Origin of the sequence: Streptomyces sp. NPDC017056 (assembly GCF_044332485.1) — a bacterium.
Classification (GTDB): Bacteria; Actinomycetota; Actinomycetes; order Streptomycetales; family Streptomycetaceae; genus Streptomyces.
In genome coordinates this window covers 138718-152673 of record NZ_JBIRPD010000020.1, presented here as the reverse complement: position 1 = coordinate 152673, position 13956 = coordinate 138718, and the positions used below count along the sequence as shown (strand labels likewise).

Annotated in this window: 10 protein-coding genes; 4 read left to right on the top strand and 6 right to left on the bottom strand. The window is 75.1% G+C overall.

The features are described from left to right. Positions 1-33: 33 nt before the first annotated feature. The 3 genes from ACH4OW_RS30940 to ACH4OW_RS30930 all read right to left on the bottom strand — a co-directional run bounded on the left by ACH4OW_RS30940 (position 34) and on the right by ACH4OW_RS30930 (position 5916). Positions 34-1548, bottom strand: a complete 1515-nt coding sequence (locus ACH4OW_RS30940; protein ID WP_360126860.1) for a DUF5719 family protein — start codon at positions 1546-1548, stop codon at positions 34-36. Further along, a complete protein-coding gene (locus ACH4OW_RS30935) occupies positions 1545-5348 on the bottom strand; it encodes a glycosyltransferase (protein WP_398031091.1) in 3804 nt (1267 codons plus the stop codon). Before ACH4OW_RS30935 ends, ACH4OW_RS30940 begins: the two co-directional genes overlap by 4 nt. A 304-nt stretch (positions 5349-5652) precedes the next feature. Next, positions 5653-5916 carry a WhiB family transcriptional regulator gene (locus ACH4OW_RS30930; protein WP_003983763.1) on the bottom strand — a complete coding sequence of 88 codons (264 nt, stop codon included), beginning with the start codon at positions 5914-5916 and terminating at the stop codon, positions 5653-5655. Positions 5917-6597: 681 nt separating this feature from the next. Here ACH4OW_RS30930 and ACH4OW_RS30925 point away from each other — a divergent pair. Genes ACH4OW_RS30925 through ACH4OW_RS30915 form a run of 3 tightly spaced genes read left to right on the top strand, consistent with a single transcriptional unit; the run spans position 6598 to position 9407 of the window. After that, positions 6598-7095: a cysteine dioxygenase family protein gene (locus ACH4OW_RS30925; protein WP_360126867.1), complete on the top strand. Its 498-nt coding sequence runs from the start codon at positions 6598-6600 to the stop codon at positions 7093-7095. 12 nt (positions 7096-7107) lie between these two features. Continuing rightward, positions 7108-8064, top strand: coding sequence for a 2-phospho-L-lactate transferase (cofD, locus tag ACH4OW_RS30920; RefSeq protein WP_360126870.1), 957 nt, complete (start codon positions 7108-7110; stop codon positions 8062-8064). Next, positions 8061-9407 carry a coenzyme F420-0:L-glutamate ligase gene (locus ACH4OW_RS30915; protein WP_398031089.1) on the top strand — a complete coding sequence of 449 codons (1347 nt, stop codon included), beginning with the start codon at positions 8061-8063 and terminating at the stop codon, positions 9405-9407. The genes cofD and ACH4OW_RS30915 overlap by 4 nt, the downstream gene beginning before the upstream one ends. A gap of 33 nt (positions 9408-9440) precedes the next feature. Here ACH4OW_RS30915 and ACH4OW_RS30910 read toward each other — a convergent pair whose 3' ends face one another. The 3 genes from ACH4OW_RS30910 to ACH4OW_RS30900 all read right to left on the bottom strand — a co-directional run bounded on the left by ACH4OW_RS30910 (position 9441) and on the right by ACH4OW_RS30900 (position 12973). Next, entirely contained in the window at positions 9441-10355 is a 915-nt protein-coding gene (locus ACH4OW_RS30910) for a DNA-3-methyladenine glycosylase 2 family protein (RefSeq protein ID WP_360126875.1), read from the bottom strand. A 115-nt stretch (positions 10356-10470) separates the two neighbouring features. Beyond that, positions 10471-11553 (bottom strand): NDP-sugar synthase, encoded by a 1083-nt coding sequence (locus tag ACH4OW_RS30905; RefSeq protein ID WP_360126878.1) that lies wholly within the window; start codon positions 11551-11553, stop codon positions 10471-10473. Positions 11554-11626: 73 nt separating this feature from the next. Continuing rightward, positions 11627-12973, bottom strand: coding sequence for a peptidoglycan recognition protein (locus ACH4OW_RS30900; protein WP_398031087.1), 1347 nt, complete (start codon positions 12971-12973; stop codon positions 11627-11629). Positions 12974-13099: 126 nt separating this feature from the next. Between ACH4OW_RS30900 and ACH4OW_RS30895 the strand changes: the two genes are divergently transcribed. Beyond that, positions 13100-13852, top strand: a complete 753-nt coding sequence (locus ACH4OW_RS30895; protein WP_360126884.1) for a TIGR03089 family protein — start codon at positions 13100-13102, stop codon at positions 13850-13852. Positions 13853-13956 lie beyond the last annotated feature (104 nt).

The window sequence follows — 13956 nt, the reverse complement described above, 5'->3', positions numbered from 1 at the left end:
GGCCGCCGGGCCGTGACCCGGCGGCCCGCCCGCTCACCGCGTCAGCAGCGACAGGTCCTCGCCCGCCGTCGGCACGACCACCGTCCCCCGGTCGTCCGGCAGCGTCTGGACGGTGAACGCCGGCAGGCCGCCCTGCGGCAGCGCCAGCGTCCGCGCCGCGTAGACCGGGCCGGTGCCCGCCGCCGGTTCGACGGTCAGCGCGTAGGAGCCCTTGAGGCCCTGGGGGCGCGGTGGTTCGACGGCGAGGGTGCTGCCGCCCTTGACGGTGTACGTCTTCGAGACCGGCTCGCCGCCCTCGCTGCCCGCCGACGCCGTGACCGTGACCTTGGCGTCCTTGCCCTTCTCCGGCGCCACCAGGGACAGCGTGCTGCCCTTGTCCCGGTTGTCGGCGGCGGTGGCCCGCTGCCCGACCGGCCGGGCCGCCGGGATGAAGGCCGACTCCTGCTTGTCGCCCTTGCCCCGTACGACGCGCAGGGCCGCCGCGACCGGCGCCCCGGAGCCGTTCGCCGGCGTCAGCACCAGCGAGCCGGCCTCGCCCTTGGTCACGTCCTTGAGGTCGACGGACGCCGTCATGCCGCTCTTGACGTGCAGCGTCTCCACGCCGGCCGGGGTGATCAGGCCGTTCGGGGTCGCCAGCCGCACCGTGAGGTCGGCGTCCGACCGGCCGGGCGCCACGGCGACGAGGCGGACGGAGGTGGCGTCGGCGGGGATGCCGGGCAGCACCGCGCCGGGCGCGGGGTCGGCGGCGGCCGGCAGCCAGTCGCCGCCCAGCTTCGCGTCGGCGGCCTGTACGGAGGCGCCGACCCGGCCCTCGCGGGCGATCACGTGCAGCGCCGCGTCCGGGGTGGGCGTGCCGGCCAGCGTGGAGAGGAGCACCGGCACGGTGGAGTGCGGCGGCACGGTGATGTTCTCGCCGGAGGCCGACTTCAGGGGCCCCTCCTTGCCGCGCAGGTCGAGGTCGACGACGGCCGGGGTGTTGTCGGGGTTGGTGAGGTGGACGTAGTCCTGGCGGTCCTTGTCGGTGCTCACGCCGGGGAACCAGAAGTCGGTGTCCGGCGCCGGGCAGGTCAGGCCCAGCAGACCGCGCCCGCTGCCGGCCGCGACGCTGGTGGTCTGCTGGACGGTCCAGCCGGGCGCGAGGGCGCCGTCGGCGGACCCGACGAGGGCGGGTGCGCCCGCCTTGTCCGTGCTCACGGTGACCGGCTTGCCGGCCTCCTTCAAGGGCGCGACGGGCTGCACGCCCGGCGCCGCCTGCGGGTTCTTGCCGTCCTGCGGCTTGCCGCCCGGCTGCGCGGGCAGCAGCCCCGCGGTGCCCTTGGCACCGGCCTTGCCGCCCGCCGTCCTGGGCGTGAAAGCGGTGTACGCCGTGTCGCCAACCTCCGAAGAAGTGGGCGGCGGGCACAGCAGCGCGGAGCGCTCGACGGGCAGCCGGGAGGCGCCCTTGGACGCGGTGTCCCGCGGCCCGTCCGGGGCGGTGACGGCGGCGACGCCGGTGACCGCGCCGAGCGCCGCGGCCGCGCCGATCAGGGAGATGATGGTGCGCTTCACTGCTGGTCGCTCCCGTCGCGGCGGGGCTCGGGGTAGGAGCCGCGGTACGTCGTGCCGTCGTCGTAGGGCTGCTGGTGCGGCGGCTGCGGGGGTTGCTGCTGCCCGTAGTGGTACGGGTCGTAGGCGCCCGCCTGGTAAGGGTCGGCGGCCTGGTGGGGATCCACCTGGTAGGAGTCGGCGCCGGGATACGGCTGCCCGTACTGGTCCTGACCGTACGGCTGCGCGCCCTGGTAGGGGTCGCCCGGCGCGTAGGCGGGCTGCCCGGCCGGGTCGGCCTGCGGCTGGTCGGTTCCCTGCGTCTGCCACTGGTCGTACAGCTGCTGCTGCCCGAACGCGTGCGACGGGTCGTAGCCCTGCTGCTGCGGGACGGCCGCGTACGGGTCGGCGGCCGGTGCGGCCATCGGGTCGGGCAGCGGCTCCTCGCCGGCCCGCGCGCCGGGGACGCCCGGCCCGTCGCCGCCCTCGGGCGCGTCGGCGGCCTGTGCCGCCCGCAGCCGCCGCGCCCGGCGGCCCTCGCCCGCGACGGCCTCGGCCGGCACCGCGGCCACGCCGTCCTCCGGCAGGTCGTCGTCGATCTCGCGGCGGCGGCCCGGCAGCGCGAGCACCACCAGGAACACCGCGAGCAGGCCCTGCGCCCACATCCACAGGGTGTGGCCGACGGGGTCGTCGTAGGTGAGGTCGAGGCGGCCGCCGCCCGCGGGCAGCTGGAAGCCCTGGGCCCAGCCGTCCAGCGTGACGGGCTTGAGCGCCTTGCCGTCCAGGGTGGCCTGCCAGCCGGGGTCCGCGGTGTCGGCGATCCGCAGCACCCGGCCGTCGGCGCCGTTGGGCAGGTCGGTGTGTGCCTCGACCGGTCCGGCGGCGACCGGGACGGGTGCCGCCGCGCTGCCCGCGCGCGTGCCGTCCTTGGTCTCGCCCGGCACGATCGACACCCGGGAGACGCGCTGGTCCACGCGCCACAGGGCGCTGCCGTCGTCCTGGCTGAGCCGGGTCAGGCCCGGCGTCGCGTCCAGGACGCGGCCCATCTCGCGGGACGCGCCGTCCCTGACCAGGACGTAGCGCACCGCGTAGCCGCCGAGCTGGTTGGTCTGGTCGGCGCCGGAGCCGGCGACGAGGTGGGCGACGATGCCGCCGAGCCGCTTGTCCTCGCCGGTCGCGGCGGCGATGTCGGCGTCGCCGAGGCTCGCGCCGGAGCCGCGTACCAGCGTGTAGGCGACGTGCCCCGCGCCGCCGTCCAGGACGAGGGTGCGCGCCCGGTCGGTGGAGCCGGAGTCCTCCGCGACGAACGCCGGGACCTGTACGGGGTCGCGGCGCTCCAGCGGCCCGGCCGCGCCGGTGATCATCCAGCCGGCCGCCGCGTACAGCGGGGCGAGCAGCGCGGACAGCGCGATCAGCACGGCGACCGGCTGCTTCCAGCCGAAGCCGAGGGCCTCCATGCGCGAGCGGATGCCCTCGGCGCCGACGGCGGCGGCGCACAGCAGCGCCAGCCCGTAGACGAGGACGGCAGGCCCCGCCCACGCGGAGCGGTTGGCCAGCGCCGCGAACAGCAGTCCGGTCACGGCCACGGCCCAGGCGGTACGGATGGCGAGCTGCCGGTCGTCGCGGAGCGTGGCGGCCAGCGCGGCCAGCACGATGCCGAGGAGCAGCACCCCGCCCGCGGCCTTCGGGCCGCCGGGGCTGATGCCGACCAGGTCCAGTACGGAGGCCGGGCCCGCGCCGAGGTCCAGCCCGGCTTCCCGGAAGAAGCGGGAGGGGTGGGCCAGCAGGGACAGCGACCAGGGCGCCAGGACGACGAGCGGGGTGCCCGCGACGGCGAGGAAGCGCAGCCCGTACGCCAGGAGCAGGCCGCGGTTGCCGTCCAGGGCGCGCAGGACCAGCAGCGCGACGCCCAGCAGGACCGCGACCGGCCAGACGACGGGGGTGAAGGCGGTGGTGAGGGTGAGCAGCAGCGCGTACGCCCAGGCGGCGCGCCAGCTCGGCCGGGTGCCGGGGTTCAGCCGCAGGCCGCCGGCGGCGATGGCGGCGCGCGCCATGAGCGGCAGCAGGACCGCGAGGACCGCGGTGCCGATGCGGCCGCCGGCGAGGGCGCCGGTGGCGGCGGGCAGGAAGGCGTAGACGATGCTCGCCCAGGCGCGCAGCAGGCGGGAGCCGACCAGCGGCCGGGAGGCGAAGTAGGCGCTCAGTCCGGCGAGCGGCACGGAGCAGACGAGCAGGACGGTGACGGCCGTGCCGGTGCTGCCGAGGAAGAGGGTCGCGACCAGGGCGAGGACGGCGAGGTACGGGGGCGCGGCGGCGGTGCTGCCGGTGCCGGTGCCGTGCCAGCCGTCGAGGTAGGCCGACCACAGGTCGGAGGCGCCGGCGGGGGCCGGGAGCAGGGCGCCGCCGAAGAGCGCGCCGGAGCCCAGCAGGGAGCGGCAGGCGATCAGCGACACCACGAGCAGGACGAGGAAGAGCACCGGGGCCGGTTTGCGTGCGATCCGCTTGAGCCGGGCGAACTGCTCGATCTCCAGGTAGTCGGCGTCGTCGCCGCCGGGCCCCGACTCGACGGCGCCGTGCCGGCCGGCCGAGGCGGCTTCGGGCGCCGAGCGTCCGGCGAGGTTGCCCGCGACCTGTTCGACGGTGACCCGTACGGTCGCGCCGGGCGGCGGGAAGAGCGGCCGCAGCTCGCTCGCCTCCACGGCGGGGCGGCCTCTCTTCTTGCGCGCGGCGAGGATTCTGCCGGGGCGCAGCAGGGTGCCGAAGAGGCCGGCGAGTTCGTCGAGGGCCTGTCCGGGGACCTTGCCGACGAGGTAGGCGAGGACGCGCAGCAGCGTGCCGAGGACGATGCGCAGGGCGACGTACGGGAGCAGGGCGCCGCGGGTGTTGGCCAGGAGGGTGTAGACGGCGCCGGCCTTGTCGACGCGGTGGGGGCTGGCGACGGAGCGGCCGACGCAGTCGATGGGGCGGCGTTCGCGGGCGGACGCCTCGGCGTGCCGCAGCACGGCGTCCGGGGCGACGAGGACCTGGTGCCCGGCGGCCTGGGCGCGCCAGCACAGGTCCACGTCGTCGCGCATCAGGGGCAGTCTGCGGTCGAAGCCGCCCAACTGCTCGTACACGTCGCGCCGCACGAGCATGCCGGCGGTGGAGACGGACAGTACGGGACGCACCTGGTCGTGCTGTCCCTGGTCCTGTTCGCGGCGGTCCAGGCCGGTCCAACGGCGGCCGCTCCGGGCGATGCTGACGCCGGTTTCGAGGAGCTGGCGGCGGTCGTACCAGCTGCGCAGCTTCGGCCCGACGACGGCGGTGGAGGGGCTGGCGTCCGCGACCCGCAGCAGTTCGGTGAGGGCTCCGGGTTCGGGCGCGCAGTCGTCGTGGAGCAGCCACAGCCACTGGACGGGCTCGCCGTGCGGGAGTTCCGGCAGGTCGTAGGCGTCGTCGCGCCAGGTGCGGCCGACCGGGTCCCAGCCGCTGGGGCGGCGCAGGTAGGGCAGGTCGTCGGGGCCGAGGAGGGGGGCGGCGCGGACGGCTTCGTCGACGGCGGTGCCGAATCCGGAGCGGCGGGCGAGGTGGAGTACCCGGTCGTCACCGAGCGCCTCGCCGAGCAGCCGGGCGGAGGCGTCGGCGCTGCCGGTGTCGGCGCCCAGGATCTGCTGGGGCGGGCGTTCCTGGCCGAGCAGTCCGGCGAGGGCGTCGGGCAGCCAGCGAGCGCCGTCGTGGGAGACGATCACGGCGGTGACGACGTGCCGGGGGAACTCGGGGGTGCCGTCGTGATATTGGGCGGCGGCTTGCGCGGCCTGCGCGGCCGGCTGACTGTGCACGGACATCGAGGTAGGGGCCCTCCCCGGGGGTCTCGGGGTCCTCCCCCGGCATAGCGCTGCGCTGTTGACTGCGGCTGACGGCGGCACGGTGCGGCCGGCGGCACGTCCCGCGGCCTGGGTGGACGCGGGTGCTCACGGGAACGCCGGTGCGTCCCGGACGCGGCCCCACACTAATGGTTCCCGGCGGCCCCGCCGCCTGCCGCATGCGCAGCGGTCCGCCTCCTGTGCCACGGGCACTGGGGCGGACCGTTGTCTATAGGGGGATATAGGGAGATGCGGTGGCCCGGCAGCCGGGCCGTCTCACTGGACGTCAGACCGCTGCCTTCTTGAGCCGGCGCCGCTCGCGCTCGGACAGTCCGCCCCAGATACCGAAGCGTTCGTCGTTGGCGAGGGCATATTCAAGGCATTCGGAGCGGACCTCGCACGCGAGGCAGACCTTCTTGGCCTCGCGGGTGGAGCCACCCTTCTCCGGGAAGAAGGATTCGGGGTCGGTCTGGGCGCACAGCGCGCGCTCCTGCCAGCCGAGCTCCTCGTCCGCCTCTTCGACCAGCAATTCCTGGAACAGCTCGGTCATGTGCGCCCCTCGTCTGTCTTTGCGTCCCCGTGATGCAGCCGTTACCGATGACGGCTGAACGACACGAGTGAAATTACAAGTGTGCCGATCCGGGCCAGTCAAGCCGAGATCTGCTATTGGGCCCCTTATTCACTCTGCGGAACCAAGCCTATGCAGAAAGTGTTCAAATCGGCAAAAAACAGGACACTTCCTCAACCGCATCACCCGTAACTTCCCTTTCACACCCAAGGACGCGACGAGGGGCGCAGCCGTTGCACCACGCGCCCCGAAGCGGGCCGGATCACATTCAGGTCACGAGACCGCAACGACGCCGAGGGGCGCGCCGGTGCCGTCCGCCTTCTCCGGGCACCGCCTGCACAAACCTTTCGCCGGACGCGGTAACCGGATGAGGTGAAACATTTCCCCCAAAACAGACACCCAGTTGACATGGGGGCGAGTACCCGGTCTCCTTGCATGCATGCCAGCGATTCCTGCGCTCCGCCTGACCCGTGCCTACGGGTCCCGCTGCGCTGCCCAGGCCCGCTGTCGCTGTTCCAGCTGTTGAAGCCACCCGAGCTCCAGCTTTCTTCTCCCGCAGCACCTCGCAGTACCCCGCACGGCTCCCGCGCCCGCTGACCGCTTCCCGCGTCGCGGCGCACCCCATCCGCGCCACTTCAGCACCTTGCCGAGGAATCTCCGCACATGAACAGCGATGTCCAGATCGCCGGCGACCCGCTGGCCGTCCCGCACCTGCTCCCGCCCGTCCCCGCCCACCCCGTCACCGTCGCCGGCTTCGCCGGCCTCGCCCGCACCATCGCCGCCGACCGGTCCGGCTGGGCCCCGCTCGTCCGCTACGACGCCACCACCCGCTGGTACCACCGGCTGCGCACCGGCCCCGGCTACGAGGTCTGGCTGCTGAGCTGGCTGCCGGGCCAGGGCAGCGGACGCCACGACCACGGCCCCTCCTCCGGCGTACTGACCGTGCTGGAGGGCGAGTTGAGCGAGCGTACGGCGAGCGGGCACCGCGCCCTGGCGGCCGGCGCGCAGCGGGTCTTCGCGCCCGGCTACGTCCACGAGGTCGTCAACGACACGCTGGCGCCCGCGGTCAGCCTGCACGTGTACTTCCCCGGCCTGACCGACATGCCGATGCACAGCGCCCGGTGCGCGGCGGGCGCCTCCCACGAGGCGGTCGCCCCCTGACATGCTGGGGCCATGCGCATTGTGGTTCTCGCCGGCGGTATCGGCGGCGCCCGCTTCCTGCGGGGTGTGAAAGCAGCGGCTCCGGACGCAGACATCACGGTCATCGGCAACACCGGTGACGACATCCATCTGTTCGGGCTGAAGGTCTGCCCGGACCTGGACACCGTGATGTACACGCTCGGCGGCGGCATCAACGAGGAGCAGGGCTGGGGGCGTACCGACGAAACCTTCCGGGTGAAGGAGGAGTTGGCGGCGTACGGGGTCGGGCCCGAGTGGTTCGGGCTCGGCGACCGGGACTTCGCCACCCACATCGTCCGTACGCAGATGCTCGGCGCCGGCTACCCGCTCAGCGCGGTGACCGAGGCGCTGTGCGCGCGCTGGAAACCCGGCGTGCGGCTGCTGCCGATGTCCGACGACCGGGTCGAGACCCATGTCGCCGTGGACGTCGACGGCGAGCGCAAGGCCGTCCACTTCCAGGAGTACTGGGTACGGCTGCGCGCCTCGGTGGAAGCGCACGCGGTGGTGCCGGTCGGCGCCGAGCAGGCCAAGCCCGCGCCGGGCGTGCTGGAGGCGATCGCCGAAGCCGACGTGGTGCTCTTCCCGCCGTCCAACCCGGTGGTGAGCGTCGGCACGATCCTGGCGGTGCCGGGCATCCGCGAGGCGATCGCGGACGCCGGGGTGCCGGTGGTCGGGCTGTCGCCGATCGTCGGTGACGCGCCGGTGCGCGGCATGGCGGACAAGGTCCTCGCCGCGGTCGGCGTCGAGTCGACGGCGGCCGCGGTGGCCAAGCACTACGGCTCCGGGCTGCTGGACGGCTGGCTCGTGGACACGGTCGACGCGGGCGCGGTGCCCGAGGTCGAGGAGGCGGGCATCCGCTGCCAGGCCGTACCGCTGATGATGACGGACCTGGACGCGACCGCCGCGATGGCCCGCGCGGCGCTGGCGCTGGCCGAGGAGGTGCGCGCGTGAGCGACCCCGGGCCGGCTCCCGCCTCGTACCGGGTGTGGGCGCTGCCCGGCATCCCCGAGGTGCGGGCGGGCGACGACCTCACCAAGATCATTGCGGCCGCGGCGACTGCGGGCGGGCTGCCCGGACTCGCCGACGGCGACGTCCTGCTGGTGACCTCGAAGATCGTCAGCAAGGCCGAGGGCCGGATCATGGAGGCCACCGACCGCGAGGCGGCGATCGACCAGGAGTCCGTGCGCGTCGTGGCGCGCCGCGGCACGCTGCGGATCGTCGAGAACCGGCAGGGCCTGGTCATGGCGGCGGCGGGCGTCGACGCGTCGAACACTCCGGCCGGCACCGTCCTGCTGCTGCCCGAGGACCCGGACGCCTCGGCGCGCGCCCTCCGCGACGGACTGCGGGCGGCACTGGGCGTACGGGTCGGCGTCGTCATCAGCGACACCTTCGGGCGGCCGTGGCGCAGCGGGCTCACGGACGTCGCGATCGGCGCGGCCGGGGTGCGGGTGCTGGACGACCTGCGCGGCGGCACGGACGCGTACGGCAATCCGCTCGCCGCGACGGTGGTCGCCACCGCGGACGAGCTGGCCGCGGCGGGCGACCTGGTGAAGGGCAAGGCCGCCGGGCTGCCGGTGGCGGTGGTGCGCGGGCTGCCCCACGTGGTGCGCGAGGACGGCCCGGACGACGGGGACGACGCGGGGGCCAGGGAGCTGGTGCGGTCCGCCCCCGACGACATGTTCCGGCTGGGCACCTCGGAGGCCGTGCGGGAAGCGGTGACCCTGCGGCGCACGGTCCGGGAGTTCGCGGACGACCCGGTGGACCCGGGCGCGGTGCGGCGCGCGGTCGCGGCGGCGGTCACGGCGCCCGCGCCGCACCACACCACGCCCTGGCGGTTCGTCCTGCTGGAGTCCGAGCGCTCCCGTACGGAGCTGCTGGACGCGATGCGGGACGCGTGGATCGCCGATCTGCGCGGGGACGGTTTCAGCGAGGAGTCGATCGCCAAGCGGGTGCGCCGGGGCGATGTGCTGCGCAACGCGCCGTACCTGGTCGTGCCGTGCCTGGTCATGGACGGTTCGCACACGTATCCGGACGCGCGGCGCAATGCCGCCGAGCGGGAGATGTTCGTCGTCGCCAACGGCGCGGGCATCCAGAACTTCCTGGTCGCGCTGGCCGGGGAGCGGCTGGGGTCGGCGTGGGTGTCCTCGACGATGTTCTGCCGCGACGTCGTACGGGAGGTGCTGGACCTGCCCGCCGGGTGGGACCCGATGGGCGCGGTGGCCGTCGGCCGCCCGGCGGCGCCGCCCCGTCCGCGGCCGGACCGCCCGGGGGACGACTTCGTGGTGGTGCGCTGAGCCCGTACCCGCCGGGGCATCGCCCGGCCGTCGTCACAGGCGGGCGATGTCCCCGACGGGAAAGCGCGGGGCGCGGCGCGGCAAGGTACGGCCCGACAGCAGGACGAAGCGGGCGGCGCGGTGCCGCTGGCCCTCGTAGGGGGCGAGCAGTTCGAGCATCTGCTCGTCGGTGCCGTCGCGCCGGCCGGTCAGCGCGTAGCCGACGATGCGCGGCAGGTGCAGGTCGCCGACGGTGATCGCGTCGGGCGCGCCGTTGGAGCGCTGGAGCGCCTCGGCGGCCGTCCACGGGCCGATGCCCTGGACCAGCTGGAGCCGGTGCAGGGCGTCCGGCAGGTCCATGGCCGCGGCCTCTTCGAGCCGGCGGGCGACGCGTACGGCACGCAGGATCGTGGCCGAACGTTTGTGGTCGACGCCCGCGCGGTGCCACTCCCACGACGGGATCAGCGCCCAGCCGCGCGGGTCGGGCATGACGCGCAGCCGGTCGAAGGGGCCGGGCGCGGGCTCGCCGTGCCGCTGGAGCAGCAGCCGCCAGGCGCGGTACGCCTCGTCGGCGGTGACCTTCTGCTCCAGGATCGAGGGGATCAGCGATTCCAGTACCAGGCCGGTACGGGCGAGCCGGACGCCGGGGTGGCGGCGCCGCGCCTCGTGGACGAGGCGGTGCCGCGGGGTGAACGCCGCCGGGTCGTCGCCCTCCCCCAGCAGGGCGGGCAGCCCGTCCAGCATCCATTCGGCACCCGGCCCCCACGCCTCGGCCTCGACCTCCCCGGCGCCGGGCCGGGTCCGTACGCACAGCGTGGCCGGGCCCTCGGGTGTACGGCTGGCCCGCCGGACGGCGCCGTCCGCCACCCGGAACGCCGGGTCGCCGGGGCCGCGACCGAGCACACCGAGGGTGCGATGCAGGTCGTACGGGCCGGGCGGGACCCAGGTACGGCGGAGGGGGGCGGGCATCCGGCAAGGGTAAGTGATACGGGTGTCCGGTCGCGGGGCCCGTGGGGTCCGGGCCCGCTCGGGACCTGCCGGAAGCGCGACCGCGCGGCCCGCCGGTCCGCCGGTCCGCCGCTGGCTACTGGTCCGAAGAGAAGCGCACCGACGCCGCCGGTATCTCGGCCTCGCACCACACCCGTATGCCGTCACGCAGCTCGTTGTCGGCGCCTATGCGGGCGCCGTCGCCGATGACCGCGCCCTCCAGGACCGTACGCGCCCCGATGTGCGCCCCGGCGCCGATCAGCGAGTCGCGCACGCGGGCGCCCTGCTCGATCACGGCGCCGTCCAGGACCGTGCTGCCGTCGACGCGCGCGCCCGCGCCGATCCGGGCGCGGGCGCCGACGGCCGTGCCGCCGGTGAGCTTCGCGTCCGGGGCGACGTCGGCGGTGTCCAGGACCAGGCGGTCGCCGCAGCGGCCGGGGACGGCCGGGGACGGCGCGCGGCCCAGGACCAGGTCGGCCGAGCCGCGCACGAAGGCGTGCGGGGTGCCCAGGTCGAGCCAGTAGGTGGAGTCGACCATGCCCTGGAGGTGGGCGCCGTCGGCCAGCAGGCCGGGGAAGGTCTCGCGTTCGACGGAGACCGGGCGGCCGGTGGGGATGGTGTCGATGACGGAGCGGTTGAAGACGTACGCGCCCGCGTTGATCTGGTCGGTGACGATCTCCTCGGGCGTCTGCGGCTTCTCCAGGAAGGCGGTGACCCGGCCGGTCTCGTCGGTGGGCACCAGGCCGAAGGCGCGCGGGTCGGCGACCTTCGTCAGGTGCAGGGAGACGTCGGCGCCCGTGGTGCGGTGGGTGTCCACCAGGGCCTCGATGTCCAGTCCGGTGAGGATGTCGCCGTTGAAGATCAGGACCGGGTCGCCGGGGGCCGAGTGCAGGCGGGAGGCGACGTTGCGGATGGCGCCGCCGGTGCCCAGCGGCTCGTCCTCGGTGACGTACTCCAGGTGCAGGCCCAGCGAGGACCCGTCGCCGAAGTACGGCTCGAAGACCTCGGCGAGGTAGGACGTGGCCAGCACGATGTGCTCCACACCGGCGGCGCGGGCGCGCGCCAACTGGTGGGTGAGGAACGGGACACCGGCGGCCGGGACCATGGGCTTGGGCGTGTGCACCGTCAGCGGGCGCAGTCGGGTGCCCTTGCCGCCGACCAGGAGGATCGCTTCAGTCACCTTGTCTTCTCTGCTTCCTGCTGGGGTCGGCCGGTCGGCGGACCAGTGTAGGCAGATACTTTCGAACGGGCTTTCAGCGGCCCTGGAGGCGCGCCGCGGAGCTGCGTACGGTGCCGAGCTTGTCGTAGAGACGCGCGCCGGGGCACTGGGTGACGAAGCCGTCCCGGTGTCCGGAGACGACGTTGAGCCGGGCCCTGGTGCCCTTCCTGAACCGGTTGCCCCCACCGGACACCAGGGTGGTGGTGCCGCGCGGGTCCACGCCGTACAGCCCGAGTTTCCACGCTGTCAGCTGGGCCACGGCGGAAACGGCCGAGGATGGCGGATTTGCATTCCCGAACGTCCCGAGAACTGCGATGCCCATGCTGTTGCCGTTGAAACCGCGCGTGTGGGCACCCATCACCGGCTTGGCCACGCCGCCCGCGCGGCCTTCGTAGACCGTGCCGCACTTGTCGATGAGGAAGTTGTAGCCCATGTCCCGCCAGCCGCTGCTCTTGACGTGGTAGCGGTAGATGCCGCGCAGGACCGAAGGCGCCTGCGCGCACGAGTAGTTGTTGCCGGTGGCGCTGTGGTGGACGAAGGCCGCCCGGATGGTCCTGGTGTAGACGAAGTTCCGCTCGCGCAGCCGCTCGTCGGCGCCCCAGCCGGCCCGGGTGACGATGGCCGGGCGCGGCCCGACGTGGGACCGGGACCCGGTGGGGCGGCGCGCCGGGTCGTCGACGTCGTCATCGTCGTCGGACCTGGTGGCGGCCGGGCCGCCGAGCGCCGGGAGGCGGAGGGCGCCGAGCAGGGAGCCGACGGCGGAGCTGACGGATCCGGCGAGGCCGCCGGGCGGGTTCGGGTCGCCCGAGCCCGCCCGTGCCGCGCGCACCCGGGCGGAGTCCTCGCCGGGGTCGACGAGTTCCAGGCGCATCCCGGAGGGGAGCGTACGGTGGCCCGCCTCCGGGGCGACGCGCAGTTCGGCGGCGTCGGAGGCGCCGACCCACAGGGGCGCGGTGCTGCCGCGCACGGAGCCGCGGTCGGGCGCGTCGTCGCCGTGCGTCCGGATGTCCTGCCAGTCGGACCAGCCGGTGCCGCCGGCCGGGCGGGTGCGGACCTGGGCGCGGCCGTGCAGTTCGGCGGCCGGGTCGTCCCATACGACGCCGACCAGCGAGAACGGGGCGACGCGCCGCGTGGACAGGCCCTGGGTGCCGGGCGCCGCGCTGCGGGCCGAGGCGCGCAGGGGGCGCAGCGGCAGGGACCGGGTGCTGCCGGGGACGCCGGCGGCCGCGTCCCGGGGGGCGGCCGCGGGGGCGGCGGCCCGGCCGGTGGCGGCGGTTGTGGCAGCGGTCGTGGCGGGGGCCGCGCCGGCGGGCAGCGCGAGCGGGAGGGTGAGGGCGGCGGTGCACGTCACGGCGATCGAGGTAGCAAGAAAGGCACGCATGAAGTAAGAGTGAACGAAACGGACATAACACGCCATTCGCTATCTGACGGATCGTCGGCCCGTACCGCCGGCGGGCGCCCGCCGTCCGGCTGACCGGCGAGCGCCCCCGCGCGTACTCTGGCGCCGATGAACACCACCGATCGCACCCCCGCCGACCTGCTGCGTTCCGCGCTCGCCGCGGACCCGGCCCGCCCTCTCACGACCTTCTACGACGACGCCACCGGCGAGCGCGTGGAACTGTCCGTGGCCACCTTCGCCAATTGGGTGGCGAAGACCGCCAACTACCTCCAGGGCGACCTCGCCGCCGAGCCCGGCGACCGGCTGGCCCTGCTGCTGCCCGCGCACTGGCAGACCGCGGTCTGGCTGCTGGCCTGCTCCTCGGTCGGCGTCGTCGCGGATGTCGGCGGCGACCCGGCCGCGGCCGACCTGGTGGTGAGCGGCCCGGACACGCTGGACCGGGCGCGCGCCTGCACGGGCGAGCGGGTCGCGCTGGCGCTGCGCCCGCTGGGCGGCCGCTTCCCGCAGCCGCCGCAGGGCTTCGCGGACTACGCGGTCGAGGTGCCGAGCCAGGGCGACCGGTTCGCGCCGTACGCGCCGGTCTCCCCGCAGGACCCGGCGCTCGCCGTGGAGGGCCGGGAGCTGACCGGCGCCGAGGCCGTGGCGGCGGCGCTGGCCGACGCCGCGGAGCGCGGGCTCACCGGCGGCTCCCGGCTGCTGTCCGGCCTGCCGTACGACACCTGGGCGGGGCTGTCCGCCGGCCTGCTGGCGCCGCTCGCCGCGGGCGGCTCGGTCGTCCTGTGCCGCAACCTGGACCGGCTGGACGCGGACGGCCTGGCCAAGCGCGAGGAGAGCGAGCGGGTCACGCACCGGGCGCTCTGACCGGCCGCCGCTCCCCCGTCCGGCGGACGGCGGGCCCTTCGTGAGGGGCCGGTGCGCCACGGGCGGGCCATGATCTTGGGGTACGGACGACCTTGCGCGGGTCC

What these genes read in the sequence shown, in the direction of transcription:
- ACH4OW_RS30935 (WP_398031091.1), bottom strand. Translation starts at nt 5,348, where the DNA reads ATGTCCGTGCACAGTCAGCCGGCCGCGCAGGCCGCGCAAGCCGCCGCC.
- ACH4OW_RS30930 (WP_003983763.1), bottom strand. Translation starts at nt 5,916, where the DNA reads ATGACCGAGCTGTTCCAGGAATTGCTGGTCGAAGAGGCGGACGAGGAG.
- ACH4OW_RS30925 (WP_360126867.1), top strand. Translation starts at nt 6,598, where the DNA reads ATGAACAGCGATGTCCAGATCGCCGGCGACCCGCTGGCCGTCCCGCAC.
- cofD (WP_360126870.1), top strand. Translation starts at nt 7,108, where the DNA reads ATGCGCATTGTGGTTCTCGCCGGCGGTATCGGCGGCGCCCGCTTCCTG.
- ACH4OW_RS30910 (WP_360126875.1), bottom strand. Translation starts at nt 10,355, where the DNA reads ATGCCCGCCCCCCTCCGCCGTACCTGGGTCCCGCCCGGCCCGTACGAC.
- ACH4OW_RS30900 (WP_398031087.1), bottom strand. Translation starts at nt 12,973, where the DNA reads ATGCGTGCCTTTCTTGCTACCTCGATCGCCGTGACGTGCACCGCCGCC.
- ACH4OW_RS30895 (WP_360126884.1), top strand. Translation starts at nt 13,100, where the DNA reads ATGAACACCACCGATCGCACCCCCGCCGACCTGCTGCGTTCCGCGCTC.